At 74.2% G+C, this 25,827-nt stretch carries 25 protein-coding genes and 1 riboswitch; of the genes, 13 read left to right on the forward strand and 12 right to left on the reverse strand.

Translation table 11 applies throughout. The annotated features are described in order from the left end of the window. Positions 1-124: 124 nt before the first annotated feature. Complete coding sequence (locus ACZ6CV_RS20635; protein ID WP_362375656.1) at positions 125-622, reverse strand: peptidylprolyl isomerase; 498 nt, start codon at positions 620-622, stop codon at positions 125-127. 330 nt (positions 623-952) lie between these two features. On the opposite strand from ACZ6CV_RS20635, the gene ACZ6CV_RS20640 reads away from it, so the two are divergent. Beyond that, complete coding sequence (locus tag ACZ6CV_RS20640; protein ID WP_469252192.1) at positions 953-2,011, forward strand: fatty acid desaturase family protein; 1,059 nt, start codon at positions 953-955, stop codon at positions 2,009-2,011. A gap of 65 nt (positions 2,012-2,076) precedes the next feature. Here ACZ6CV_RS20640 and ACZ6CV_RS20645 read toward each other — a convergent pair whose 3' ends face one another. From ACZ6CV_RS20645 to ACZ6CV_RS20655, 3 genes are all read right to left on the reverse strand, one after another. Then, on the reverse strand, positions 2,077-2,433 hold the full coding sequence (locus ACZ6CV_RS20645; RefSeq protein WP_362375651.1) for a hypothetical protein: 357 nt from the start codon (positions 2,431-2,433) through the stop codon (positions 2,077-2,079). A 50-nt stretch (positions 2,434-2,483) separates the two neighbouring features. Next, positions 2,484-3,065, reverse strand: a complete 582-nt coding sequence (locus ACZ6CV_RS20650) for a DUF5994 family protein (protein ID WP_469252193.1) — start codon at positions 3,063-3,065, stop codon at positions 2,484-2,486. 161 nt (positions 3,066-3,226) lie between these two features. Further along, entirely contained in the window at positions 3,227-3,571 is a 345-nt protein-coding gene (locus tag ACZ6CV_RS20655) for a hypothetical protein (RefSeq protein WP_469252194.1), read from the reverse strand. A gap of 318 nt (positions 3,572-3,889) precedes the next feature. Between ACZ6CV_RS20655 and ACZ6CV_RS20660 the strand changes: the two genes are divergently transcribed. Further along, a complete protein-coding gene (locus ACZ6CV_RS20660; protein ID WP_469252195.1) occupies positions 3,890-4,477 on the forward strand; it encodes a DUF5994 family protein in 588 nt (195 codons plus the stop codon). 98 nt (positions 4,478-4,575) lie between these two features. On the opposite strand, the gene ACZ6CV_RS20665 is transcribed toward ACZ6CV_RS20660, so the two are convergent. Both ACZ6CV_RS20665 and ACZ6CV_RS20670 read right to left on the reverse strand, forming a co-directional pair. After that, a complete protein-coding gene (locus ACZ6CV_RS20665; RefSeq protein ID WP_362375644.1) occupies positions 4,576-4,755 on the reverse strand; it encodes a hypothetical protein in 180 nt (59 codons plus the stop codon). 113 nt (positions 4,756-4,868) lie between these two features. After that, positions 4,869-5,534 carry a histidine phosphatase family protein gene (locus ACZ6CV_RS20670; RefSeq protein WP_469252196.1) on the reverse strand — a complete coding sequence of 222 codons (666 nt, stop codon included), beginning with the start codon at positions 5,532-5,534 and terminating at the stop codon, positions 4,869-4,871. Positions 5,535-5,710: 176 nt separating this feature from the next. Here ACZ6CV_RS20670 and ACZ6CV_RS20675 point away from each other — a divergent pair, with 176 nt between their 5' ends. Further along, positions 5,711-7,060 (forward strand): amidohydrolase, encoded by a 1,350-nt coding sequence (locus ACZ6CV_RS20675; RefSeq protein ID WP_469252197.1) that lies wholly within the window; start codon positions 5,711-5,713, stop codon positions 7,058-7,060. A gap of 28 nt (positions 7,061-7,088) precedes the next feature. Here ACZ6CV_RS20675 and cobN read toward each other — a convergent pair whose 3' ends face one another. Beyond that, positions 7,089-10,697: a cobaltochelatase subunit CobN gene (gene cobN, locus ACZ6CV_RS20680; protein WP_469252198.1), complete on the reverse strand. Its 3,609-nt coding sequence runs from the start codon at positions 10,695-10,697 to the stop codon at positions 7,089-7,091. 36 nt (positions 10,698-10,733) lie between these two features. After that, positions 10,734-10,865, reverse strand: a riboswitch (cobalamin riboswitch). Positions 10,866-10,972: 107 nt separating this feature from the next. Here cobN and ACZ6CV_RS20685 point away from each other — a divergent pair. The 3 genes from ACZ6CV_RS20685 to ACZ6CV_RS20695 are packed head-to-tail and all read left to right on the forward strand — an operon-like array spanning position 10,973 to position 14,528. Beyond that, positions 10,973-12,352, forward strand: coding sequence for a cobalamin biosynthesis protein CobG (locus ACZ6CV_RS20685; protein ID WP_469252199.1), 1,380 nt, complete (start codon positions 10,973-10,975; stop codon positions 12,350-12,352). Further along, positions 12,349-12,990: a precorrin-8X methylmutase gene (locus ACZ6CV_RS20690; RefSeq protein WP_362375635.1), complete on the forward strand. Its 642-nt coding sequence runs from the start codon at positions 12,349-12,351 to the stop codon at positions 12,988-12,990. The genes ACZ6CV_RS20685 and ACZ6CV_RS20690 overlap by 4 nt, the downstream gene beginning before the upstream one ends. Next, positions 12,987-14,528, forward strand: coding sequence for a precorrin-2 C(20)-methyltransferase (locus tag ACZ6CV_RS20695; protein WP_469252200.1), 1,542 nt, complete (start codon positions 12,987-12,989; stop codon positions 14,526-14,528). Before ACZ6CV_RS20690 ends, ACZ6CV_RS20695 begins: the two co-directional genes overlap by 4 nt. Positions 14,529-14,713: 185 nt before the next feature. Here ACZ6CV_RS20695 and ACZ6CV_RS20700 read toward each other — a convergent pair whose 3' ends face one another. Then, a complete protein-coding gene (locus ACZ6CV_RS20700) occupies positions 14,714-15,505 on the reverse strand; it encodes a cobalt-precorrin-6A reductase (protein WP_469252201.1) in 792 nt (263 codons plus the stop codon). Between the two features lie 17 nt (positions 15,506-15,522). Here ACZ6CV_RS20700 and ACZ6CV_RS20705 point away from each other — a divergent pair, with 17 nt between their 5' ends. Further along, a complete protein-coding gene (locus tag ACZ6CV_RS20705) occupies positions 15,523-16,725 on the forward strand; it encodes a cobalt-precorrin-5B (C(1))-methyltransferase (protein WP_469252202.1) in 1,203 nt (400 codons plus the stop codon). Positions 16,726-16,760: 35 nt separating this feature from the next. Here ACZ6CV_RS20705 and cobM read toward each other — a convergent pair whose 3' ends face one another. After that, a complete protein-coding gene (cobM, locus tag ACZ6CV_RS20710; RefSeq protein WP_362375625.1) occupies positions 16,761-17,510 on the reverse strand; it encodes a precorrin-4 C(11)-methyltransferase in 750 nt (249 codons plus the stop codon). After that, positions 17,507-18,757: a precorrin-6y C5,15-methyltransferase (decarboxylating) subunit CbiE gene (cbiE, locus tag ACZ6CV_RS20715; RefSeq protein WP_469252203.1), complete on the reverse strand. Its 1,251-nt coding sequence runs from the start codon at positions 18,755-18,757 to the stop codon at positions 17,507-17,509. Before cbiE ends, cobM begins: the two co-directional genes overlap by 4 nt. Positions 18,758-18,902: 145 nt before the next feature. Between cbiE and tsaD the strand changes: the two genes are divergently transcribed. The 3 genes from tsaD to ACZ6CV_RS20730 all read left to right on the forward strand — a co-directional run bounded on the left by tsaD (position 18,903) and on the right by ACZ6CV_RS20730 (position 21,236). Continuing rightward, complete coding sequence (gene tsaD, locus ACZ6CV_RS20720) at positions 18,903-19,994, forward strand: tRNA (adenosine(37)-N6)-threonylcarbamoyltransferase complex transferase subunit TsaD (protein ID WP_469252204.1); 1,092 nt, start codon at positions 18,903-18,905, stop codon at positions 19,992-19,994. 2 nt (positions 19,995-19,996) lie between these two features. Further along, the gene (locus ACZ6CV_RS20725; protein WP_469252461.1) at positions 19,997-20,623 is read left to right on the forward strand and encodes a GNAT family N-acetyltransferase; all 627 of its coding nucleotides are present in this window, start codon (positions 19,997-19,999) and stop codon (positions 20,621-20,623) included. A gap of 220 nt (positions 20,624-20,843) precedes the next feature. Further along, positions 20,844-21,236, forward strand: coding sequence for a cell division protein SepF (locus ACZ6CV_RS20730; RefSeq protein ID WP_355804711.1), 393 nt, complete (start codon positions 20,844-20,846; stop codon positions 21,234-21,236). A 113-nt stretch (positions 21,237-21,349) separates the two neighbouring features. On the opposite strand, the gene ACZ6CV_RS20735 is transcribed toward ACZ6CV_RS20730, so the two are convergent. Further along, positions 21,350-22,414 (reverse strand): serine hydrolase domain-containing protein, encoded by a 1,065-nt coding sequence (locus ACZ6CV_RS20735; RefSeq protein ID WP_469252205.1) that lies wholly within the window; start codon positions 22,412-22,414, stop codon positions 21,350-21,352. Between the two features lie 544 nt (positions 22,415-22,958). On the opposite strand from ACZ6CV_RS20735, the gene ACZ6CV_RS20740 reads away from it, so the two are divergent. The 3 genes from ACZ6CV_RS20740 to ACZ6CV_RS20750 all read left to right on the forward strand — a co-directional run bounded on the left by ACZ6CV_RS20740 (position 22,959) and on the right by ACZ6CV_RS20750 (position 25,194). Beyond that, entirely contained in the window at positions 22,959-24,125 is a 1,167-nt protein-coding gene (locus ACZ6CV_RS20740) for an AAA family ATPase (RefSeq protein WP_469252206.1), read from the forward strand. Further along, positions 24,122-24,457 carry a nucleotide pyrophosphohydrolase gene (locus tag ACZ6CV_RS20745; RefSeq protein WP_469252207.1) on the forward strand — a complete coding sequence of 112 codons (336 nt, stop codon included), beginning with the start codon at positions 24,122-24,124 and terminating at the stop codon, positions 24,455-24,457. The genes ACZ6CV_RS20740 and ACZ6CV_RS20745 overlap by 4 nt, the downstream gene beginning before the upstream one ends. A gap of 254 nt (positions 24,458-24,711) precedes the next feature. Further along, complete coding sequence (locus ACZ6CV_RS20750) at positions 24,712-25,194, forward strand: DUF6099 family protein (RefSeq protein WP_469252208.1); 483 nt, start codon at positions 24,712-24,714, stop codon at positions 25,192-25,194. Positions 25,195-25,292: 98 nt separating this feature from the next. On the opposite strand, the gene ACZ6CV_RS20755 is transcribed toward ACZ6CV_RS20750, so the two are convergent. Continuing rightward, the gene (locus ACZ6CV_RS20755; RefSeq protein WP_469252209.1) at positions 25,293-25,706 is read right to left on the reverse strand and encodes a hypothetical protein; all 414 of its coding nucleotides are present in this window, start codon (positions 25,704-25,706) and stop codon (positions 25,293-25,295) included. Positions 25,707-25,827 lie beyond the last annotated feature (121 nt).

Here is a 25,827-nt window from a genome sequence, read left to right on the forward strand (position 1 = left end):
GGTCAGGAGGGGGCGGCAGAGGCGGGAGGAGGGAACGAGCGAGGGCCGGCGCGACCTGTGTCGACGCCGGCCCTCACGGTCCGAAATGCAGTGTTATCGAACCCGGTGTTACGGGAACGACGTGTTACTCGCCCACGACGCCCGAGGACGCGATGACGATCTTCGCCTTCGTGGCACCGGAGCGCGAGCCCAGGGACTCGATCTTCTTCACCAGGTCCTCGCCCTCGACGACCTCGCCGAAGACGACGTGCTTGCCGTCGAGCCACGGGGTGAGGACGGTCGTGATGAAGAACTGCGAGCCGTTGCTGTTCGGGCCCGCGTTCGCCATCGACAGCAGGAACGGCTTGTCGTGCTTGAGCTGGAAGTTCTCGTCGGCGAACTTCTCGCCGTAGATGCTCTTGCCGCCGGTGCCGTCACCGCGGGTGAAGTCGCCGCCCTGGAGCATGAACTCCGGGATGACGCGGTGGAAGCCGGAGCCCTCGTACCCGAAGCCGTTCTGGCCGGTGGCGAGCTCACGGAAGTTCTGCGCCGTCTTGGGGACGACGTCGTCGTACAGCTTGAAGACGATGCGGCCTGCGGCCTCGCCATCGATGGTGATGTTGAAGAAAACGTTTGTAGCCATAAGGCGATCCTGCCATGGCCTCGGCCTGCGTGACGCCGCGAATGGCCTTACGCCGCGCGAATGTGGCCCTGTGTAGGCTGACGTAAGGGCGCCCCAGCACTCGGCTCCCCTTTCCGGCCCTCCGGTCCGGGACGGCGCACCGGCCCGCACGTCGCACCACGGACGCGGGCCGACAAAGACGACGCGCCGGGACCGCACGGGCCCGATCTGTGCACCACGCCACCACGACGGCGTGACAGATCTCATTTTCTACCGCCCCGCCCGGCGCCGCCGCCGACGTCCCTCCGACGTCGACGGCGAGCCGGCTCGCGGCGCGAATCGAGGCGACACATGTCGACCACCCTCCGCCCTCCCACGACGGATCGGGCGCGCCCCGCCCGACGTGAGGGGGGCAGTGACTTCGCACGACTGGCGAAGGAGATCAAGGACGCCGGGCTGATGCGGCGCAGGCCGTTCTACTACGGCGTGCGCATGGCCCTGGTGACAGCGGCCTTCGCGGGCGGCTGGACGGCCTTCGTGGCCGTCGGCGACAGCTGGTGGACGCTGGCGATCGGAGCGTTCCTGGCGCTGGTCTTCGGCCAGGTCGCGCTCGTCGCCCACGACGTCGGCCACCGCCAGGTGTTCCGCAGGACCCGTTCCAGCGCGGTGGTCGGACGGATCGCCGCCAACCTCGGCATCGGCATGGGATACGGCTGGTGGCAGGACAAGCACGCGCGCCACCACGCGAACCCCAACCACGAGGAGCTCGACCCCGACGTGGCCCCCGACATCCTGGTCTGGAGCCAGGCGCAGGCCCGCGCGGCCGGCGGCCTGCCCCGGCTGATCGGGAGGGCGCAGGCGTACCTGTTCTTCCCCCTCCTGGCCCTGGAGGGCTTCAACCTCCACGTCGCCGGGGTGCGCGCCCTGGCGGACCGGTCGCTCAAGCAGCGCCGGCTCGAAGGGGCGCTGCTGGCCGCGCACTTCGCCCTGTACCTCTCGGCCCTGTTCCTGACACTCTCACCGGGCAAGGCGGTGCTGTTCATCGTCGTGCACCAGTGCCTGTTCGGCCTCTATCTGGGCGCCATCTTCGCCCCGAACCACAAGGGCATGCCGACGCTCACCGGCGACGAACGGCCCGACTTCCTGCGCCGCCAGGTGCTCACCTCGCGCAACGTACGCGGAAGCTGGTTCACGGACGTCGTGCTGGGCGGGCTGAACCACCAGATCGAGCACCACCTGTTCCCCAGCATGCCCTCGCCGAACCTGCGCAGGGCGCAGCTCCTGGTCCGCCGCTACTGCGACGAGCTGGGTGTGACGTACCTGCAGACCTCGCTCGTCGCCTCCTACGGCCAGGCGCTCAGGAGCCTGCACCGGGCGGGCCGGCCCCTGCGTGAGCAGCGAGCCGGCTGACCCGGGCGGCGTGCGCGGTCGTCGTAGTGGCTCAGTCGTCGGGGTGGCTCGGTCGTCGGCGTGGCTCAGTGGTCGGAATAGCTGAAGTCGCCCATGCTCCAGGCGCTGACGTCGTCGATTGCCACCCGGTACATCCCGCCCGTCTCGGGGATCCCCACCGTGCCCTGCAGGATCCGGGCGACGTGGAAGTGCAGATGGGTGGGCGGCCCGTCCTTCGTGGGAGTGTCGAACACGGCGGAGAACTCACCCAGGCGGACCGAGTCCGTCAGGACCTCGGACACCCGCTGCCTCCACACCGCTTCGGGAGCCAGTCGGCCGGTGATCACGGCGCCGCCGGTGACCACGGTCAGGGACATCTGGTTGCTCTGCCCGGACTCCACCAGGGCGGCGACGTCAACGAGCAGTTCGTCAGTCTTCGACATGAGGCAGATTCTATGCAGCGGCCGACCGCGAGGCGGTCACGGCAACCCCCTTACCGGACGCCGGCCGGGCGGCCGCCCGGGTCGGCCGCCACAACCGCCGACACCGCCGCGGCCCCGCCCTCGTACTCCCACGCCTGGTCCAGGCCCAGCGGCTCGGCCGGCGCGTGGGCGCCGTGCCGTGCCGCGTCCTCGGCCATGAGCGCGCTCGCGGTCAGCTCCGGGCCCGCCGGGTCGGACGCGGCCGCCATGAGACGGGCCGCCGCCTCGGGTGCCGTCCCGGGCGGGACGACCAGCAGGTCCCAGCGGCCGACACCGTACGAGAGCAGGAGCAGTTTGTGCGGGTCGATCTCCGGGGTGAACCAGCCGACCCGCACGACGTGACCGTCCACGGGGACCTTGCGCGGGACGACCGGCCAGTACGTCGGATTGACGGCGACGCGGGTGATGCGGCCCCACACCGGTTCCAACGCCGCGGTCAGCGCGGGCAGTTCGCTCAGCAGGTCCCGGGAGCGGGGCCACCAGGCGCCGTCCAGGAGTCCTCGGTGTGTGCCGCCGCTCTTGAGCGTGAGCCGCACGGCCGGGGCCGCGTCGGGCTCGACGGGGGGCAGGAGTGGGTGCAAGGTCGCCGACATGGCGCGGACCCGTCTCCGGGTCGGCCGCTGCGACCGGCCCGGGGTTCATCGCTCACCGAGAACGACCCGGCTCGGAGCCGGTGTGCGAAATGCCCTCGGTACCCTCCACCGTACTCCGCGGACCGGCCGGGTGCGCCGGGCCCGCCGCCCGGCGAAAGACCCTAGAGCCGGGTCAGCCGCTGGATGGTCTCCCGGTACTGGCGCAGCGCGAGCCGGGCCTCGGCCGACTGGGTGTCGAGATCCTGCTCGTGCCAGCCGGCGCGCAGGGCACGCCGCCGCTCCGCGATGGCCTCCACCAGCTTGGCGGACGTCTCGTCCAACAGGGCGTCGGCCTCCTCCAGCGCCTCGCGCGGGGTGTCCGCGAAGGTGTTGACCGAGTGGCCGAGGCGCCGGGTGATCCTGTCGCGTTCGTCCGACGGGAGCAGCGGCTCCGGTCCGGCGGCGGGACGTTCCGAACGGCCCCCCGGCTGGTCCGCGGGCTGCTGGGCGCGTGTCTGGTCGTACATCAGGTGCCGTTTCCGTTCCGCAGGTGGGGATGATCGTGCTCGGTGTGCGGGCGTGATCGATGGTGTGCACGGCTCGTGTCCGGCCCTGCGGAAAGCTGGTGCTCCCGCCGGGCTTTTGTCAGTCAACGTCCGGCCGCGGTCCGTGTCAACGCGGAGGCCGGCCGATCCGGACCGCTCCGCTTTCGGGCGTACGGGAGTACGGTGGACAGGGCGAGGGCCCTCGACGTCGTTTCCGACCGGTCGGGCCGCGCAACTCCCTCCACAGGGGCAGCCCGTGACCCCGGCCGCGCCATTCGCACCGAGGCCGAGGAGCCCCGTATGACCCTCGTTTCCGGCACCCCCGCGACGGCCGCCCCCTCGGGCGCCGACACGCCTTCAGGGGCCGGCCCGGCGATCCGCGCTCCCCGTACCGCCACGGCCCGTATCCGCCCGGCCCGGGTCTTTGCCCGCCGCCTCCGCATCCAACCGCCCACCCCCCATGAGAAAGTTGGCAGGCGCGCCATGGTCCTCGCCCCGGAACCCCTCCACCAGCCCACCCATCCCGACCTCCGCCTGAGCCTGGCACCCCGCGGCACGCTGCCCCGGGCCATCGACGGCGCATGGTGGCCGCGCTCGTACGATGTGCTCGCCGAACTTCCGCAGCTGTTGGCGGGGTTGCCCCACGCCTGGGGCGAGGTCAGCTCCGTCACCGTCAACGGACCGATGTGGTCCGACGCGCCGGGCCGGATGCTCGTGGCCAACCAGGTCGTCCAGGTGCACCGCAACCCGACGGCGCCTCTGCCGCACACCGTCCTCCTGCTCGCTCCGGGCCGGGGACGCTGGGATCTGCTGGTCGTGCCGCCGGACACGACCGAGCAGGCGGCGGCGCCGCTCATGGCGGCCGCCTCGGAAGGCCCCGCCGCCTAGGCCGCAGGCACGGGGGATGGGGCACGGGATTACGAGGGCCGGGCGGCACCGGCGGCCCTGATTCCGCCGGACCGGCACCGCCCGCCCGCGGCCGTGGCTCAGCGCCGGCGTCCGCGGCCCGCGGACCAGCCGGACCCGAGGCCGGCCGAGTGCAGGGCGAGGAGCGCGAGGCCGACGAGCATGAGGCTCGTCGGGCTGAAGACGGCCTCGGTCGATGTCTCGGTGGCGTGGATGACGAACGCGATGACGAAGAGCACGGCTGCCGCGATTGCAAGCATCTGTCTTCTCCTGCCGGGGGACGGGGAGTCGCGGGTGATCCCGCTGTCCGCCGTGTTCCCCGCTATGGGGTGATCAGGCAGAAGTCGGCGGACGGGCTCGCGCACCAGCCGCTTCAGCCGCGGAGCTCCGGGGGAAAACCGGTCCAGCGCAGCTCTTTCGGCAGGTGGCGCATGTCGTTGAAGAAGACCACCGTGGCGGTGCGGCCGGGGGTGTACCGCAGCAGGGTCAGGGCCGCGTTGCCGTGGTTCAGGCCCAGCCAGCGTGCGGGCGGGGCGCCGAGCGCGGCCCGGACCAGCCAGCCGATCAGGAAGTTGTGGGTGACGAGGAGTTCGTGCCGCGGCTCGGTTCCCGCGACGGGGCCGGTGAACCGGGCGACCGCCTCGCGGGCCAGGGCCGGTCCGCCCGCGCGCTCCGCCTCGGGGAACTCGGCGAGACGCGCCAGGGTGGCCTCCGCGGTCTCCGGCGGCAGTTCGTCCCGCGCGGGCAGGTAGGGGATGTAGTCGCCGGCCGGTTCCGAACTGTGCAGGGGGACTCCGGCGAGCCGCTCGCCGATCAGTTGGGCGGTCTGCGTGGCGCGGGGGAGCGGGCCGTGGTGGATCGCCGCGAGCGGTATGTCCCTGAGCCGTTCGCCGAGCAGTACCGCCTGGCGCAGGCCCGCCTCGCTCAGCCCGCTCTCGTCGGGCGTGGCCTCGGCGTGCCGGGCGATGTAGAGGTGGCGGGTGGCGGTCGGGGTGGGGGGTGCGGTCGCGGTGGTGGGTGCGGCGGGGGGTGTGGTCATGGGGTGCGGTCCCTTTCGATCTTCGGTGGCGGCAGGCGAGGGGACGCGTCGGGGTCACGGTCCGGTTCCGGTGGTTCCGGTGGTTCCGGCGGGCGGTTCCGGCGGTTCTGGCAAGTCGATCCTGATCACGACCCCGTACGTTGGACGGCGGGAGCGCCACAGACGAGGAGCGTGAGATGACCGCCGCCGAACCGAAGCCCGCCGCCACGGGTGAGCTCACCAGCACGTCCCGACCCGCCGCCCTGCGCGGCCTCGACGCCATCCGGGACGACCTGGCCGACCTCTACCGCGATCTGCACGCCCACCCGGAGCTCTCCTTCGAGGAACACCGCACCGCCGCCGAGGTCGCCCGCCGCGCCGCCTCGTACGGCTACGAGGTCACCACCGGCGTCGGCCGCACCGGCGTGGTCGCCGTCCTGGCGAACGACGGCGCGCAACCGGACGGTGGCCCCGAGTCTGAGGACCGTGACTCGGAGCCGGCCGCCGGCCCCACCGTCCTGCTCCGCGCCGACATGGACGCGCTCCCCGTCACCGAGCGCACCGGGTTGCCGTACGCCTCCCGCACCGACGGCGTCATGCACGCCTGCGGCCACGACATGCACGTCACCTGTCTGCTGGGCGCCCTGAAGCTGCTGGCCGACGCCCGCGAGGACTGGTCCGGCCGGATCGTCGCCGTCTTCCAGCCCGCAGAGGAGGCCGGGCAGGGCGCGCAGGAGATGGTCGACGACCGTTTCTACGAGCGGTTCGGCACGCCCGACGTCGTGCTCGGCCAGCACGTCGCGCCGCTGCCCGCCGGCATGATCGGCGCCCACCCGGGCGCGGCCTTCGCGGCGACCGACGCGCTGCGGGTGCGGCTGTTCGGCAAGGGCGGGCACGGCTCGCGCCCGGAGGCGACCATCGACCCCGTCGTCCTCGCCGCGTCGACCGTGATGCGGCTGCAGACGGTGGTGTCCCGGGAGATCGCGGGCGGCGAGACCGCCGTGGTCACCGTCGGCTCGGTGCGGGCGGGCACGAAGCACAACATCATTCCCGACGAGGCCGAACTCCAGCTCAACATCCGCACCTACACGCCCGAGGTCCGCACCCGCGTCCTCGCCGCCGTCGAGCGCATCATCAGGGGCGAGGCCGCCACGGCCGGGGCGGAGAAGGAGCCGGAGATCACGGAGATCGACACCTTCCCCGTCGTCGTCAACGACGCGGACGCCGTCGACCGGACGATGGCCGCGATCAGCGCCGTCCTCGGCACGGAGCGGGTCATCGACCCCGGCCAGGTCACCGGCAGCGAGGACGTCGGGATCTTCGCCACCGCCGCGGAGGGCGAAGTCCCGCTCTGCTACTGGCTGTTCGGCGGCGCCGACGCGGACGAGGTGATCGCCGCGCAGCGCGCGGGCACCTTCGAGCGGGACATCCCCTCGAACCACTCGCCGTCCTTCGCGCCGCTGGTCGAGCCGACGCTCACCACCGGCGTCACCGCGCTGACGACGGCCGCGCTGGCCTGGCTGGACGGCGGCCGGCCGGCGCGGTGACGGCCGGCCGCCGGGGCGGGCGAGGGGCTCAGCCCTCGTCCTCCAGGTTGCCCTCGGTCTCCAGGTAGGCCTGGCGCAGCGCTTCGAGCACCGCCGGGTCCGGCTTCGCCCACATGCCGCGCGACTCGGCCTCCAGGAGGCGCTCCGCGATGCCGTGCAGCGCCCAGGGGTTGTTCTCCTGGAGGAACTGACGGTTCGTCGGGTCGAGGACGTACGTCTCGGTGAGCTTGTCGTACATCCAGTCGGCGACGACGCCCGTCGTGGCGTCGTACCCGAACAAGTAGTCCACGGTCGCGGCGAGTTCGAAGGCGCCCTTGTAGCCGTGGCGGCGCATCGCCTCGATCCACTTGGGGTTGACGACGCGCGCGCGGAACACCCGCGAGGTCTCCTCCACCAGCGTGCGGGTGCGGACCGTCTCGGGGCGCGTGGAGTCGCCGATGTACGCCTCCGGGGCGGTGCCCCGCAGCGCGCGCACGGTCGCCACCATGCCGCCGTGGTACTGGAAGTAGTCGTCCGAGTCCGCGATGTCGTGCTCGCGGGTGTCGGTGTTCTTCGCGGCCACCGCGATGCGCTTGTACGCGGTCTCCATCTCGGCGCGCGCCGGGCGTCCTTCGAGCCCGCGGCCGTACGCGTAACCGCCCCACACCGTGTACACCTCGGCGAGGTCGGCGTCGGTGCGCCAGTCGCGGGAGTCGATGAGCTGCAGCAGACCGGCGCCGTACGTGCCGGGGCGGGAGCCGAAGATGCGGGTGGTGGCCCGGCGTTCGTCGCCGTGCTCGGCCAGGTCGGCCTGGGCGTGGGCGCGGACGTGGTTGCGGTCGGCGGGCTCGTCCAGGGAGGCGGCGAGCCGTACCGCGTCGTCGAGCAGGCCGATGGTGTGCGGGAACGCGTCGCGGAAGAACCCTGAGATGCGCAGCGTCACATCGATGCGCGGGCGGCCCAACTCCTCGTACGGGATGGCCTCCAGGCCGGTGACGCGGCGCGACGCGTCGTCCCAGACGGGGCGGACGCCGAGCAGCGCCATGGCCTCCGCGACGTCGTCGCCCGCGGTGCGCATCGCGCTGGTGCCCCACAGGGACAGGCCGACGGAGGTGGGGTACGCGCCGTTGTCGGACTTGTACCGCTCCAGCAGGGAGTCGGCCAGCGCCTGGCCGGTCTCCCACGCGAGGCGGGACGGCACGGCCTTGGGGTCGACCGAGTAGAAGTTGCGGCCGGTCGGCAGGACGTTGACCAGGCCGCGCAGGGGAGAGCCCGAGGGGCCCGCCGGGACGAAGCCGCCGTTCAGGGCGTGCACCGCGTGGTCGAGCTCGGCGGTGGTGCCTGCGAGGCGCGGGACGACCTCGCGGGCCGCGAACTCCAGGACGGCGGCGACCTGTTCACCCTGGTCGGTGGGGAGCGCGGCGAGGTCCCAGTCCGCGTCGTCCATCGCCTGGACCAGCGCGCGGGCCTTCTCCTCGGCCTCGTCGGCGCCGGTGCGGGTCGCCGCGGACTCGTCGAGACCGAGGGCCTCGCGCAGACCCGGCAGCGCGGTGGTGCCGCCCCAGATCTGGCGGGCCCGCAGGATCGCGAGGACGAGGTTGACGCGGTCGGCGCCCGCCGGGGCGGCGCCGAGCACGTGCAGACCGTCGCGGATCTGCATGTCCTTGATCTCGCAGAGCCAGCCGTCGACGTGCAGCAGGAAGTCGTCGAAGCCGTCGTCGTCCGGACGGTCCTCAAGACCCAGGTCGTGGTCGAGCTTGGCGGCCTGGATGAGCGTCCAGATCTGCGCGCGGATCGCGGGCAGCTTCGCCGGGTCCATGGAGCTGATCTGGGCGTATTCGTCGAGGAGTTGCTCCAGGCGGGCGATGTCGCCGTAGGAGTCGGCGCGCGCCATCGGCGGCACCAGGTGGTCGATGAGCGTGGCGTGCACACGGCGCTTGGCCTGCGTGCCCTCGCCCGGGTCGTTGACCAGGAAGGGGTAGATCAGCGGCAGGTCGCCGAGCGCGGCGTCCGGGCCGCAGGCGGCGGAGAGCCCCGCGTTCTTGCCGGGCAGCCACTCCAGGTTGCCGTGCTTGCCGAGGTGGATCATCGCGTCGGCGCCGAAGCCGCCGTCGGACGCGGCGGCCGCGATCCAGCGGTATGCCGCCAGGTAGTGGTGCGACGGCGGCAGATCCGGGTCGTGGTAGATCGCGATCGGGTTCTCGCCGAAGCCGCGCGGCGGCTGGATGAGGATGAGCAGATTGCCGCGGCGCAGGGCGGCGAGCACGATGTCGCCCTCCGGGTCGCCGCCGTCGCCCACCCGGGACCGGTCCAGGAACATCTCGCCGGGCGGCGGCCCCCAGTGGCCCTCGACGGACGCGCGCAGCTCCGCGGGGAGCGTCGCGTACCAGCGCTTGTAGTCGGCGGCCGGGATGCGCACCGGGTTGGCGGCGAGCTGCTCCTCGGTCAGCCACTCCTGGTCGTGGCCGCCCGCGTCGATCAGCGCGCGGATCAGCTCGTCGCCGTCGCCGGAGACCAGGCCGGGGATGTCGGCCTCGGGCCCGAAGTCGTACCCCTCGGCGCGCAGCCTGCGCAGCAGCGCCACGGCGGAGGCGGGGGTGTCGAGGCCGACCGCGTTGCCGATGCGGGAGTGCTTGGTCGGGTACGCGGACAGGACCAGCGCGAGGCGCTTGTCGGCGGCCGGGATGTGCTTCAGGCGGGCGTGCCGCACGGCGATGCCGGCGACGCGGGCCGCGCGCTCGGCGTCGGCCACGTACGCGGGAAGCCCGTCCTCGTCGATCTCCTTGAAGGAGAAGGGGACCGTGATGAGGCGGCCGTCGAACTCCGGCACCGCGATCTGGCTCGCGGCGTCGAGCGGCGAGACGCCCTCGTCGTTCTCCTCCCAGGCGGAGCGCGACCCGGTCAGGCAGAGCGCCTGCAGGATCGGCACGTCCAGGCCGGACAGGGCGCCCGCGTCCCACGACTCGTCGTCGCCGCCCGCGGAGGCCTCGGCGGGCCTGGTGCCGCCGGCCGCGAGGACGGTGGTCACGATGGTGTCGGCGGCGCGCAGCGCGTCGATCAGCTCCGGCTCGGGGGCGCGCAGCGAGGCCACGTACAGCGGCAGCGGGCGGGCCCCGGCGTCCTCGATGGCGCCGCACAGGGCGTCCACGAAGGCGGTGTTGCCGCTCATGTGGTGGGCGCGGTAGTAGAGCACCGCCACGGTCGGGCCCTCGACGTCCGCGCGGGCCGTGCGCTCCAGCGGGCCCCAGGACGGGGCGGGCGCGGGCGGCTCGAAGCCGTGGCCGGTGAGCAGCACGGTGTCGGAGAGGAAGCGGGCCAGCTGCTCCAGGTTGGCGGGGCCGCCGTGCGCCAGGTAGGCGTGCGCCTCGGCGGCGATGCCGACCGGCACGGTGGAGGACGCCATCAGCTGGGCGTCGGGTGCCTGTTCGCCGGTGAGCACGACGACCGGGAGGCCGGTGGCGATGAGCTGGTCCAGGCCGTCCTGCCAGGCGCGTACGCCGCCGAGGAGGCGTACGACGACGAGGTCGACGCCGTCGAGCAGGGCGGGCAGCCCGGCGAGGTCCAGGCGCGAGGGGTTGGCGAACCGGTAGTCGACCGGGCCTCCCGCCGCGCGGGCGCTGAGCAGGTCGGTGTCGGAGGTCGACAACAGCAGAAGCATGCGGGCGCAGGCCTTCCTCGGGGTGTCCGCGCCCCGGGTGGTCGTATGGACGGCGGGAGTTCCTGGCTCACCCCACGGGTGGGGCTCACAGTGGCGGGACCGCGCCGGATTCGCACCGGGCTTCCTCCCTCGGGTCCTGGTGGACCCACGCCGTCGCTGGCGTCGACGGACTTGGCAGCCCGCCGCCTGCATAGTAAGTCCTGCCCGCCGCGAGCGGGGCGGCCACCTGCCGGGACGGCCCGTCTCGGGAGGCGACCGGCCGGATCGGCGTGGGTATGCTCGCCGCCATGCCGCCCACCCGAACCCCCTCCCCAGACCAGGGCGAATCCCCCATACGTGACCGGGGTGACGCCTGCCCCGGAGCACTCCGCCTGCACCTCGCCGACGACGGCCGCCTGGCCCGACTCCGGTTGCCCGGCGGCCTCTTGACGGCCCGTCAGGTCGAGGTGCTCGCCGATGTGGCGGAGCGCCTGGCGGACGGCAACCTCAGCGTCACCTCGCGCGGCAACATCGAGCTGCGCGGGCTCGGGGAGACCTGCGGCGGCGAACTCTCCCGACTGCTCGCCGATGCGGGCCTGCTGCCCTCGGAACGGCACGAACGCGTCCGGAACGTGGTGGCGTCCCCCCTGGCCACGACGGACGGACTCGGCCACGCCGACGTGCAGTTGTGGGCCCGTGAGCTGGACGGACTCCTCTGCGGCGCGGAGTGGACGACACAGCTCTCCGGCCGCTTCCTGTTCGTCCTGGACGACGGCCGCGGAGATGTGGCCGGACTGGGCGGCGATGTGACCTTGATCGCAGAATCGGGGGGTACGGCGGTCGTACGGGTCGGGTCGAGTGCCCTCCGCGTCACCGCATCCGACGCACCACGGGCGGCCCTGGCCGCAGCCGAAGCCTTCCTGACCGCGGCCCACGAGGCGGGCAACGGCGCGTGGCGGGTACGGGAGCTGCCGCCGGGGTGGGACGTGGACGTGGCGGGGGCGTTGGAGGGGGCGGGGGTTGCGGCGACGGCCACCGCTGAGGCACGGGTCGGCACCTTGGGCGTGCCGGTCCCCACCGCTGAGACACCCGTCGGCCCCGCGGGCGCGCCGGTCGCCACCCCGGACGTACCCGTCACTGGTCCGCCCGTACCCGTCACCGGCCCGCCCCCACCCGGTGTTCACGGGCGGGCCGTCCTCGTCAATGCCCCCCTCGGGCGGGTGGGCGTCGACGCATGGCGGGCCTTGCTGCCGTTGCCCGGTGGCGAGCTGCGGGTCACGCCCTGGCGTGGCTTCGTGCTGCCCGGCTTCGCCGACGACGGGGCCGCCCGGGAACGGCTGGCCGCGCTCGACGGCGCCGGATACCTCACCACCCCCGACTCGCCGTGGCTCGGCGTCGGCGCCTGCACCGGCCGCCCCGGCTGCGCCAAGTCCCGCGCCGACGTCCGCGCGGACGTCGTACCGGGCCCCGGCGGGCTTCCCGTCCACTGGTCCGGCTGCGAACGGCGCTGCGGGCACCCGCACGGCGACTGGGTCGACGTACTCGCCACCGGCGAAGGACGGTACGAGGTCACGGTGCACGCCCCCGGCGAGGAACCCGCACGCGTCACCGGCAGGACCCTGACCGAGACGGTCACCACCGCACGTACCACCCCGAAAACCACGGCCACGAGATGAGCGAGAGCACAGTGTTCGACTACGAGAAGGACGGCGCGGCGATCTACCGCGAGTCCTTTGCCACCATCCGCGCGGAGGCGGACCTCGAGGGCCTGCCCGCCGACGTCAGCCAGGTCGCGGTCCGGATGATCCACGCCTGCGGGATGGTCGACCTTGTGCGCGACCTCTCGTACAGCCCGCGCGTGATCGCCGACGCCCGCAAGGCGCTGCGCGACGGCGCGCCGATCCTGTGCGACGCGAACATGGTCGCGAGCGGCGTCACGCGCAAGCGGCTGCCCGCCGGCAACGACGTGATCTGCACCCTCGCCGACCCGTCCGTGCCGGACCTCGCGGCGCGCCTCGGCACTACCCGCAGCGCCGCCGCCCTCGAACTCTGGCGCGACCGCCTCGAAGGGTCGGTCGTGGCCATCGGCAACGCTCCCACCGCCCTCTTCCGCCTCCTGGAGATGATCGAGGAGGGCGCGCCCCGCCCGGCCGCCGTCCTCGGCATCCCGGTCGGCTTTGTCGGCGCCGCCGAGTCCAAGGACGCGCTCGCGGCCCACCACGCGGGCCTGGAGTACCTGGTCGTACGGGGACGTCGCGGCGGCAGCGCGATGGCCGCGGCGGCGATCAACGCGATTGCGAGCGAGGCGGAATGAGCGGCGTGCCCACCGGACAGCAGCAGCCGCAGGGCCGCCTCTACGGGGTCGGGCTCGGCCCCGGCGACCCGTCCCTGATGACGTTGCGCGCCGCCGAGGTGATCGCGGCGGCCGACGTCGTCGCGTACCACTCGGCGCGGCACGGCCGTTCCATCGCCCGCTCGATCGCGGCCGCGCACCTGCGCGCCGACCACATCGAGGAGGCGCTGGTCTACCCCGTCACCACGGAGCGGACCGACCATCCCGGCGGCTACCGTGGCGCGCTCGACGCGTTCTACGAGGAGGCCGCGGCCCGCCTCGCCGGCCACCTCGACGCGGGCCGCACGGTCGCCGTCCTCGCCGAGGGCGACCCGCTCTTCTACGGCTCCTACCAGCACATGCACAAGCGCCTCGCGCACCGCTACCCGACCGAGGTGATTCCCGGCGTCACCTCGGTGAGCGCGGCGGCGGCCCGCCTCGGCGAGCCGCTCGTGGAGGCCGAGGAGGTGCTCACGATCCTGCCGGGCACGCTCCCGGAGGAGGAGCTCGCGGCGCGCCTCGCGGCGACGGACTCGGCGGTCGTCATGAAGCTGGGCCGCACGTTCGGCAAGGTGCGCGGCGCGCTGGAGAGCGCGGGCCGCCTCGACGAGGCGCGCTACGTCGAGCGGGCCACCATGGCGGGCGAACGCACCGGCCGGCTGGCCGACGTGGACCCGGAGTCGGTGCCGTACTTCTCCGTGGCGGTGCTGCCGAGCCGGGTGGCGCCGCTGACGGGCGGGCCCGCGCCGGAGCCGGTCGCGGAGCGGTGCGGAGAGGTCGTGGTGGTCGGCACCGGACCCGCGGGCCCGCTGTGGCTGACCCCCGAGACGCGCGGCGCGCTCGCCGCCGCCGACGACCTGGTCGGCTACACCACGTACGTCGACCGGGTGCCGCACCGCCCCGGCCAGCGCCGGCACGGCTCCGACAACCGGGTCGAGTCCGAACGCGCGGAGTACGCACTGGAGTTGGCGCGGCGCGGGCGACGGGTGGCCGTCGTCTCGGGCGGCGACCCCGGCGTCTTCGCGATGGCCACGGCGGTCCTGGAGGTCGCCTCGCAGGACGCGTACGAGGACGTCCCCGTACGGGTGCTCCCCGGGGTGACCGCCGCCAACGCGGCCGCCGCCCGCGCGGGCGCCCCGCTCGGCCACGACTACGCCACGCTCTCCCTCTCCGACCGCCTCAAGCCGTGGGAGGTCATCGCGGAGCGGCTGGCCGCGGCGGCCGCGGCGGACCTGGTCCTCGCCCTCTACAACCCCGGCTCGCGCAGCCGCACCTGGCAGGTGGGCAAGGCCCGCGAACTGCTCCTGGAACACCGCACCCCCGACACCCCGGTGGTGCTCGGCAGGGACGTGGGCGGCCCCGAGGAGAGCGTCCGGATCGTCCGCCTGGGCGACCTGGACCCGGCTGACGTCGACATGCGCACCCTCCTGATCGTCGGCTCCTCCCAGACCCGGTGGGTCAGGCGGCACGGGGGCAAGGAGCAGATCGTGTGGACACCGCGGCGGTATCCCGAGGGATAGCCCCCTGGTGTGCCGCCTGCGGGTGCGCCGTGGCCGCTCGCGCAGTTCCCCGCGCCCCTAAAAGCACGGGTCCGCGCCCCTGCAGGGGCGCGGGGAACTGCGCGACCAGCCCCCACCAGGGCCAGCCGCACACGTCCCGCACCGGGTGACGGCCGCCCGTCGTGGGGCACCCGCCCAGGCCCACCTCAGGGGCGCGGGGAACTGCGCGACCAGCCACGAGCGACCCGCTCCTCACCACGCAGCAGGCTCACCCAAGCAAGCGCCTCCTCCGGCGTGGCGACGCCGGTGACCCCCTCCGGCCCGGGGGGACGCCGGACCACCACGACGGGAACCCCCGCCTCGCGCGCAGCGACAAGCTTCGGCGCGGTCGCCGCGCCCCCACTGTCCTTGGTCACCACGACATCGATGTGGTGGGAGTAAAAGATCTCCCGCTCCCCGTCCAACGTGAACGGCCCCCGGTCGAGGAGGACCTCCATCCGGGCCGGACACGGCGGCTCCGGCGCGTCGACCGAACGTACGAGGAACCACAGCCCCGCCAGATCCGCCCCCGAGAACGCCGCGAGCCCCATCCGCCCCGTGGTCAGGAACACCCGCTCACCGAGCCCGGGAAGCACCCGCGCCGCCTGCTCCAGGGAGTCGACCGGGTGCCAGTCGTCCCCGGCACCGGCGACCCACCCGGGCCGGCGCAGGGCGAGCAGGGGAACATGGGCGGTGGCGGCAGCCGTCGCCGCGTTGAACGAGATCGTCCCGGCGAAAGGATGGGTGGCGTCGATGAGCGCGTCCACATGGTGCTCGCGGAGCCACGCCGCCAACCCCTGTGCCCCGCCGAAGCCGCCGACGCGGACCTCGCCGGGCGGCAGCCGGGGCGCGGCCACCCGCCCCGCCAGGGAGCTGGTCACCCGCAGCCCCGCCTCGCCCACGAGGAGCTCCGCCAGCCTGCGGGCCTCGGTCGTCCCACCCAGAATCAGTACGTGCACGGAGTTCGGTTTCCTTCATGAGTGAGGCAAGTGCGGCAAGCGAGCCCAAGGGCGGACGCGGCGCCCAACTCAAGCACACCGGTCTGCGGCCCGGCTGGACGACCGGCGCCTGTGCGACCGCCGCCACCACCGCCGCGTACACGGCGCTGCTGACCGGCGACTTCCCCGACCCGGTGACCATCACCCTGCCCAAGGGCCAGACCCCGTCCTTCGCGCTCGCCGCGGAGGAGCTGGTCGGGGAACCGGATGAGGGGCCGATCGAAGGGCCGAGCGCGGGGCCGACCGCACCGCGCCCCCGCGACACGTACGCCATGGCGGCCGTCGTCAAGGACGCCGGCGACGACCCCGACGTCACCCACGGCGCACTGCTGCGGGCCACGGTACGGCTGCTGCCCCCCGGCGCGGGCGTCGTCTTCAAGGCGGGCCCGGGCGTGGGCACCGTCACCCGCCCCGGGCTGCCCCTGGACGTGGGCGAGCCCGCGATCAACCCCGTGCCCCGGCAGCTGATGCGCGACCACGTGGCGGCGGTCGCCGCGGCGCACGGCGGCACCGGCGACGTCGAGATCACCGTCTCCGTCGACCACGGCGAGGAGATCGCCCGCTCCACCTGGAACCCGCGCCTCGGCATCCTCGGCGGCCTGTCGATCCTCGGCACGACCGGCATCGTCGTCCCCTACTCCTGCTCGGCGTGGATCGACTCCATCCGGCGCGGCGTGGACGTGGCGCGGGCGGCCGGGCGCACCCATCTGGCCGGGTGCACGGGGTCGACGTCGGAGAAGACCGTCGTCGCCGAGTACGGCCTGCCGGAGGACGCGCTCCTGGACATGGGGGACTTCGCGGGCGCGGTCCTGAAGTACGTGCGCCGCCACCCCGTCGACCGCCTCACGATCTGCGGCGGCTTCGCCAAGCTGTCGAAGCTCGCGGCGGGCCACCTGGACCTGCACTCGGCCCGCTCCCAGGTCGACAAGGGCTTCCTGGCCGAGCTCGCCCGCCGGGGCGGCGCCGGTGCCGGCCTGGCCGCTCAGGTCGCCGACGCCAACACGGGCCTCGCCGCACTGCAGTTGTGCGCGGCGGCGGGCGTACCGCTCGGCGACCTGGTCGCCGAGACCGCCCGCGACGAGGCGCTCGCGGTGCTGCGGGGCGCCCCCGTCCAGGTGGACGTCATCTGCATCGACCGGGCGGGCACGGTGGTGGGGCGCAGCGGGGTCCGCGCCCCGTAAGGGGCCACGGACAACGGTCCCGGCACGCGCCGCGCTCAGCAGACGTGCCGGTCCCGCTCCGCCGAGTACAGATGGCTGTCGCGGAACTGCGACGCCCCCAGCGTCCGCCCCACCATGATGACGGCGGTCCGTACGATGCCCGCCTCCTTGACCTGCCCCGCGATGGACTCCAGCGTGCCCCGCAGGATCACTTCGTCGGGACGGCTCGCGAGGGCGACCACGGCCGCGGGGCAGTCGGCGCCGTAGTGCGGCAGGAGCTCCTCGACCACGCGGTCGACGTAGCCCGCGGCCAGGTGCAGCACGAGCAGCGCGCCGCTGCGGCCGAGCGTGGCCAGGTCCTCGCCCTCCGGCATGGCGGTCGCGCGCTGGGCGATCCGGGTGAGGATGACGGTCTGGCCGACGGTCGGCACCGTCAGCTCCCGCTTCAGCGCGGCCGCCGCCGCGGCGAACGCCGGGACGCCCGGCACCACTTCGTACGGCACCCCGGCCGCGTCGAGCCGCCGCATCTGCTCGGCGACCGCGCTGAACACCGACGGGTCGCCCGAGTGCAGCCGCGCCACGTCGAGCCCCTGCTCGTGCGCGTGCACCAGCTTCTCGGTGATCTGGTCCAGGGTGAGCTGCGCGGTGTCCACGAGCTGCGCGCCGTCCGGGCACTCGGCCAGCAGCTCGCGCGGCACCAGGCTGCCCGCGTACAGGCAGACCTGGCAGGCGGCGATCCGCCGCGCGCCGCGGACCGTGATCAGGTCGGCGGCGCCGGGACCCGCGCCGATGAAGTACACGGTCATCGTTCTTGCTCTCCAGACTTGGTGACGGACCATTGGGTGACCGGCATGGCCTGCCGCCAGCCGGTGAAGCCGCCCACGGGGACGGCCTGCGCGACGGCGAGGCGCACCAACTCGCCGCCGTGGCGCCGGTACCACTCGGTGAGCAGCGCCTCCGACTCCAGCGTGACGGTGTTGGCGACCAGGCGCCCGCCGGGCGCCAGCGCGGCGAACGCGCCGTCGAGGAGGCCGGGCGCGGTGAGGCCGCCGCCGATGAACACGGCGTCCGGCGCGGGGAGTCCGGCGAGCGCGGCGGGCGCGGCGCCGGTGACGACGCGCAGCGCGGGCACGCCGAGCCGTTCGGCGTTGCGGGTGATCCGCTCGGCGCGCACGGGGTTCTTCTCGACGGTGACGGCACGGCACGACGGGTGCGCCCGCAGCCACTCCACGGCGATCGATCCCGAGCCGCCGCCGATGTCCCAGAGCAGCTCGCCGGGTGCGGGCGCGAGGGCGGCGAGCGTGGCGGCACGCACGTACCGCTTGGTGAGCTGGCCGTCGTTCTCGTACGCGGCGTCGGGCAGGCCGGGCACCACGCCGAGCCGCAGCGCGTCGGGGGAGCGGCGGCACTCGACGGCGACGACGTTCAGCGCGTCGCCGGGCGGGTGCGCCCAGGTGTCGGCGCGTCCGTCGTACGTCAACTCGCCCTCCCCGCCGAGCTGTTCGAGGACCCGCAGCCGGCTCGGGCCGAAGCCGCGCTCGCGCAGCAGGGCGGCGACCTCGCCGGGCGTGGCCGCGTTCGCGCTGAGCACGAGGAGGCGGCGCCCGTCGTGCAGCGCGGCGGTGAGCCGCGCGGCCGGGCGCCCGACGAGCGTGACGACCTCGGTGTCCTCGACCGGCCAGCCGAGGCGCGCGCAGGCGAGGGAGACGGAGGACGGGTGCGGCAGGACGCGCAGCGCGGCGGCGCCCAGTTCCTCGGTCAGGGCCCGCCCGATGCCGTAGAACATCGGGTCACCGCTGGCGAGGACGGCGACGCGGCGCCCCGCGTGCGCGGCGAGCAGGCCGGGCACGGCGGGCCGCAGCGGTGCGGGCCAGGCGACGCGCTCGCCCGCGCAGCGGTCGGCGGGCAGCAGGTCGAGCTGGCGCGGGCCGCCGATCAGGACCTCGGCGGCGCAGAGCGCCGTGCGCGAGGCGGCCGGAAGGCCCTCCCAGCCGTCGGCCCCGATCCCGACGACGGTCACGGCCGGGGTGCCTGCGGGGGGTGCGGGGGTCACTGCGGGTACCTGACCTCGGGGTTCGGGGAGAAGCTGCGCAGCCGCACTCTACTGGTGACCGGGCGGCGTACCCTTATTGCGAACTACTTGCAATAAGCCGTGCGGTCTCCCGCGCGGCCTCCCTGGGCAGAAAGGCCGCTGTGCGATGGGCTCTCCGGTGGTGCTCGGCATCGAGTCGTCCTGTGACGAGACGGGCGCGGGCCTGGTCCGCGAGGGCCGGCTGCTCGGCCACGCGGTCGCGTCGAGCATGGACGAGCACGCCCGCTACGGCGGGGTGGTCCCGGAGATCGCCGCCCGCGCCCACCTGCACTCCTTCACCCCGGTGGTCCGCAGGGCGCTCGACGAGGCGGGCCTGCGGATGTCCGACGTCGACGCCGTCGCCGTGACCACGGGACCGGGCCTGTCCGGCGCCCTCCAGGTCGGCCTCGCCGGCGCGAAGAGCCTCGCGTACGGGCTCGGCGTCCCGCTGTACGGCGTGCACCACCTGGCCGGGCACGTCGCCGCCGACACCCTGGAGCACGGCTCGCTGCCCGACCCCTGCATGGTCCTGATCGTGTCCGGCGGCCACACCTCGCTGCTGCTCGTACGCGATCTGGCGCGCGACCCGATCGTCCACCTCGGCGACACCCTCGACGACGCGGCGGGGGAGTGCTTCGACAAGGTGGCGCGGGTCTTCGGCCTGCCCTACCCGGGCGGCCCGGCCGTCGACCGGGCGGCGCGGGAGGGGGACCCGGCCGCCGTGTCCTTCCCACGCCCGCTCACCGGGCCGCGCGACGCCCCGTACGACTTCTCCTTCTCCGGCCTGAAGACGGCCGCCGCCCGCTGGGCCGAGAACCACGCGGGGCACGAGCTGCCGGTCGCCGACGGGGCGGCCTCGCTCCAGGAGGCCGTCGCCGACGTGCTGACCCGCAAGGCGGTGGCGGCCTGCCGCGAACACGGCGTCGGCACGCTGGTCGTGGTCGGCGGCGTCGCGGCCAACTCCCGGGTGCGCGCGCTCGCCGAGGAACGCTGCCGGCAGACCGGCATCGCCCTGCGGGTCCCGCCGCTGCGGCTGTGCACGGACAACGGCGCGATGATCGCGGCCGTCGGCGACCTGCTGGTGCGCGCGGGCGCGGAGTCGGCGCCGCTGGACGTCTCCATCGACCCGTCGGCGCCGCTGGAGTTCGCGTCGCTCAACCCGGTGGGGGCGTTCGGCGCGCGTGCGGCGGCCGGTGCGGGCCGGGGCGCGGCCGCGTGAGCGTGAGGGCGGGGCTGCGCGTCCGGAACGGGCTGGCCGGTGCCGAACTGCTCGGGTACGCCGAGGGCGTGCGCTCCGTGTACGCCGAGGCGTTCGGGCAGCCGCCCTGGAACGAGGACCCGGCCCAGGCCGACCGCTACCTCGAACGACTCGCGGACGAGGCCGGGTACGCCGGCTTCACGGGAGCGGTCGCACTGGAGGGCACGGCAGGCCAGGGGCCCGGCCCGCGCGGCCGGGAACCCCGCGTCCTCGGCTTCGCGTCCGCGTGGCCGACCGGATACCCGCTGCCCGACACCCGCTCCTACCCGCTCGTCACCGCCGCCCTCGGCGCCCGGCGTACGGAGGAGTGGCTGGGCGGCGCCCTGCAGGTCGACGAACTCGCCGTCCGGCCGTCCGCGCACGGCCGCGGCGTCGGCCGCGCGCTCCTCGCCGCGGTGACCGGCGGTGCGCCCGACGGCCGTTGCTGGCTGCTGACCTCACCGCAGGCCGCCGCCGCAGTGCGCTTCTACCGGCGCGCGGGCTGGCACCAGGTCACCCACCCCGGCGAGGGCGACCCGGAGCCGGTGCTGTTCCTGGGCCCCGACCATCCGGCCGCGACCCGGGGAGCGGAACGCCCGGATCTGGCCTAGACAGGCCGAGTTGACGCCGGTACACCTGTCGGCCCCGTGCCCGAAGGTGGCGAACCTCACGGAGCCGGAAGCCCCGAAACGCCGCCCCCACCCCTGTCCTGGCCCCGTTTCCGGGCCGGTGCCGACGGGGCCATCCGTGTCGCTGTTGGGCTGAACGGGTGACTTGGCGTAAGAATTGGCCGGTGCAGAGAACAAGTGCGAGCCAGGACGGGGTGGGCAAGTGAGCAGTAGTCAGCGCCACGACGTCACCGATGAACAGTGGGAAGGGCTCGCCCAGGTCGTACCGCTGCGCAGCCGCAACGAATGGCCCTCGTGGCCGGGGCACCGCGCGCTGCCCGACGCGGAGACCGAGACGCGGCGCCGCTTCGTCGTGATGCGGGTGAACGTCTTCGCGGACGCCCGCGAGGTCGCCGAGACCGTGATGGCCCAGATCCCGGTCCTGCTGGACCTGACCGGCGCGGAGACGGAAGTCGCCAAGCGGGTCCTGGACTTCAGCAGCGGCGTGGTCCTCGGCCTCGGCTGCGGCATGCACCGGGTCGACAAGAACGTCTTCCTCCTCGCGCCGCCCGGCACCGAGGTGCAGGGCCTGGTGGACGCCGTCGCGCAGTCCTAGGCGTGGCCCTGGGCGGTGCTCAGGGTACGGCCGGGATCCGGCGGATCATGGGCGGGTGACCCAAACCCGTGCATGGTCCGCCGGGGCGGCGCGACCCGGACGCGCCGGGCTCGTCAGGACCCGGACCGGCACAGTTCCCGGTCGATGAGCGCGGTCATGGCCTCCTCGGTGTCCGGGCCGCCGTTGCGGGTGACGTACACCACCGCGGTGCGGTCGCCGTCCGGGGTGGTGCCGGCCCAGGTGACGTAGCCGAGGAGTTCGCCCCGGTGGCCGAAGTAACTCCCGCCGCACGACAACTGGATCTCGCCGATCCCGAGCCCGTACTCCGCGTTCAGCGCGGGCGCGTCCACGGTGGACTTCATCTCGTCGAGCTGTGCGGGCTCGAGGAGACGGCCGCCGAGCAGCGCGGCGTAGAACCGGTTCAGGTCGTGGGCGGTGCTGACGACCGAGCCCGAGCCGACGGCCATGCTCGGGTTCAGTACGGTGACATCGGTACCGGCAGTGTCGGTGCCGCTGCCGTCACCGGAGGGGCCGTCGTCGAACGTGGCGTACGCGGCCGCGTGCCGCCCCGCGATGAACGGATAGGTGCGCGAGACACCGGTGTCCCGCAGCCCCAGGGGGCGGATGATCCGGCGCTCCACCTCGTGTTCCCAGCTGTGGCCCGTGACCTTCTCGACGATCATCGCGGCGAGCACGTAGTTGGTGTTGGAGTACGCCCAGCCCGGCACCCCCGGCGCGGGGCGCGACTCCCGCAGCGCCATCTCCACCATCTGCCGGGGTCGGTACGTGCGGAAGCGCTCGGCCCGATAGCCTTCCGCGCTCTTCAGGGCGGGCGGCGGCACAGGGTCGGTGATGCCGCTGGTGTGCCGCAGCAACTGCCGTACGGTGATCCGCCCGCCGTCCCAGCCGTTGCCCCGGACCACGCCCGGCAGCCACCGCTCCACGGTGTCGTCCAGCGACAGGCGCCCCTCGCCGACGAGGCGCAGCACGACCGCGGCCGTGAACGTCTTCGTCGTACTACCGATACGGAAGCGGCCGTTCCGCGGCATCGCCCTCGGGCCGCCCGCCTCGGCCGTTCCGGCGCGCGCCGTGGCGTGTCCGCCCGCCGTGCCGGGCCCGCCCGCCGAGGTCACGTCGGCGGCCACGCCGACGGCTCCGGTGCGGTGGATCGCCTCCACCTCCCGTTGCAGTGAATCGTCCGGTCCCGGTCCCGGTCCCGGTCCCGGTCCCGGTCCCGGTCCCGGTCCCGGTCCCGGTCCCGGTCCCGGTCCGGGTCCCGGTCCCGGTCCCGGCTCCGCGGTCGCGGTCGCCGCCGCCCCGGTCGACACGGCGAGCAGGGCACCGACCACCCCGACGACCCCGACCAGCCCGGCCAGACGTACCGGCCCCCGTCTATTGCGTGACGCCACCAGCATGATGAGCTCCTCGGCACAGAGAGACGACGTTCGGCGACCACCCCACCAGCCCGGCGGGGAACGGCCCATCCGGCTGGCCCCAGAGGCGTCGACGTGCTGGCCCTATGGCGGCTCCGGGGGCTGCCCCCCGGGGCCCCCACAACCACCGCACCCACCACGGCCGTTAGCCGTCAGCCGTCCGCCGCCCAGCCCCTCGCCTAGCCGTTCGCCGATCGCCGCGGGGGACATTCCGGGGGAATCCCTCGATCGTGGGAAGGTCGGTTGGGCGTAACGGTTCGGCGCGTTCGCCGCCGCTTACCTTCCGGACATGACGGAGCATTCCCGGGTGTCGGTCCCAAGGCCACCGACGGGCCAGGACCGGCCGCAGGTCACCGAACTGCGCCTGTCCGCCTTCGCCGGGCACCGCGCCACGGTGCTCCCGCTCGGTCCGCTGACCCTGCTCACCGGGCCGAGCGGCAGCGGCAAGTCCAGCGCCCTCGGGGCGTACGAGGCGCTGGCGCGGCTCTGCGCCGGGGAGGAGCTCGCCGAGGTCTTCGCCGACCCCGTCGCGTGCGTGCCCGAACGCGCCCGCGCCGACCGGCAGCAGCGGCGCGGCTTCCGCATCGGCTGCACGGTCGGCGGGCCCGCCGGGGCGATCCGCCTCGACCTCGCCGTCCAGGCCGAGCCCGAACTGCGCGTCGTGGGCGAGCGCTTGACCAGGGGCGGCCTCGTCCTCCTGGAGACCGCGCTGCGCGACCCCGGCCGGCGCGTGGTCCAGGCGGCCTGGCACACCGCGGGCTCGGCGCCCGTGACGCGCGCCCCGATGCCGGACGACCGGCTCGGCACGGCGCTCGTCCCGCTGCGGGTGGCCGGGAAGACCGAGGGGCAGCGGCTGGTGCTCGCGGCGGCGGAGCAGGTCGTCGTCGCGCTGCGCTCGGCGTTCGCCTGCGACCCGCGGCCCAGCCGGATGCGCGCGCCGGTCCCGGCGGGGCTGATCGGCGCGGGCCGGCTGCGGGGCGGCTGCGACAACCTCGCCGAAGTGCTCTGGCGTACGAGGTCGGAGTGCGCGGTGCGGCACGGGATGCTCGTCTCGGCGGTGCGGACCGGGTGCGCGGGGCCGGTCGCCGACGTGCGGGCCGAGGAGGTGGCGGACGGCGCGGTACACGCCTTCATCGACCGGGGCGCCGGAGTGCGCACGCCGCTGGGGCGGCTCGGGGACGGCGAGTTGAGATATCTGGCGCTGGCGCTCGTCCTGCTCACCGGGCCCGGCGTGCTCGCCGTCGACCCGGTGGCCGAGGTGCCGCAGGCCTACCAGACCCTCACGGTCCTCGCCGACGGCCTGGACCGGCGCCTGGACGCCCGGCAGGCCCGCGCTCTCGGCGAACTGGCGGCGCGGACCTGCGAGCGCGGGCACATCCGCCTGGTGGGGGTGGTGGGGGACGCGTCCTGGGCCCCCGACGCCACGGGCGCCTCGGTGGTAGACCTGGAGCCGTGACGGAACGACTTGATGTGGCGGTGCTGCAGCGCAGGCTGGCCGAGTTCGCGGCGGCGCGCGACTGGGAGCAGTACCACACCCCGAAGAACCTGGCCGCGGCGCTCAGCGTCGAGGCGTCCGAACTCGTCGAGATCTTCCAGTGGTTGACGCCGGAGGAGTCGGTGCGGGTGATGGCGGACCCGGACACGGCGCCCCGGGTGGCGGACGAGGTCGCCGACGTCCTCGCGTATTTGCTGCAGTTCTGCGAGGTCCTGGGCATCGACGTGCTGGCGGCGCTCGCGGCGAAGATCGAACGGAACGAGCGGCGCTTCCCGGCGCCCGGGGGCTCCTGAGCCGGCCGCACGGAACCGGACGCACGGAGCCGGGGGCTTGAGCGGCTGCTCGGAACCGGACGCACGGCACTCGGAACCTCCGATTCCGCTCATTTCGTCACTCTCCGGAGTGGATGGCTTGGCCAAGCCGGACCGGTTGTCCACAGATTTCCGGCTACCCCTGGCTTTTCGCCCGGATGAGTATCACTCTGGGTAGTGGACAGGGGAGTTCGGGCAATCGGGCGGCGCGTGCGCGCGGGATGGAGGGGGCCGGCATGGACGCGATGCGGCTCATCGAGGCGAACCGCCGCGCTCTGGCGCGCAGTCAGGATCCCGCGGACATCGTCGTGGAGGTCTGGCAGTCGCAGGCTCTCGCGCAGGCGATCGGCGTCCGCCTCGCGGTCGCGGGACCACCGGAGTTACGGGGGGAGGCGCTGGGCCTGAGCGAGGTCGGCGGCAGATTCTGCGGGGTGCTCGACGCCCCGCGCCTCGGCACGGAGGAGATACGGGCGGCGCGGCTGACGGAGACCGGTGACGCGCAGCAGGTCCTGCTCGGGCTCGACCGGCTCCTGGGCGAGGTCGGCATCGCGCTCGTGGGGGTGGCCATGGGCGCCGATGAGGAGGGGGTGTACTGGCAGTGCATGGAGGCGATCGACGCCGCCGACGAGTCGCGGGACCGGGTCCTTGAGATGCTGCGCAGACTCGCGGTGCGGGAGGGGAGCCTGCCCGGGGCGGACTCGACGGCGGGGCCGTCGTGAGGCGGCCGCTCCGTGCCGCCCACCCCGCCGTGGGGCAGGGCCGCCGCACAGGTTCCCGGCTGACGCCGGTGACAGATTCCCGAAGGGCGCCGGTGCCGTCAGAAGAGGCCGGGCCCGTCGCCGCCCGGCGGACGGACGCCGGCGACCGAGGAGCCTGCGGTGCTGGTGCTGGTGCTGGTGCTGGTGCTGGGTCCGGCCGTGTCCGTGGAGGGCGTCGCGGGGGCGTCCTGGGACGGCGTGCCGGGGGACGTGGACTGCTGCAGATCGGCGTCGAGCTGGCTCAGATCGGCGTTGAGCGCTGCCATCAACTCCTCCATCTGCTGCAACAGGCCCTTGGGCGCACCCTGCTGCGTGGACGTGGACGTGGACGTGGACGTGGACGTGGACGTGGACGCGGGCGACGGCGCTCGGTGCGCGGCGGCCTCTTGGTCGGGCGCGGCTTCCTGGGATATGACGGCCTCCTCGGCCCTCGCCCTCCCCGCGGGGGAGAGCAGATGACGCAGAAGACGCACCGGCAGCGGCCGCCGGCGCGGGTGCCGGGCGGTCCGGCTCCGCCCGAGCCAACGATCACCCGGCGGGCGGGGTCACTGGAGCGGGCGCGGGCCCCCGCCGGGTTGACGGATTTTCACCCGA

Source organism: Streptomyces sp. NPDC041713 (genome assembly GCF_055591085.1).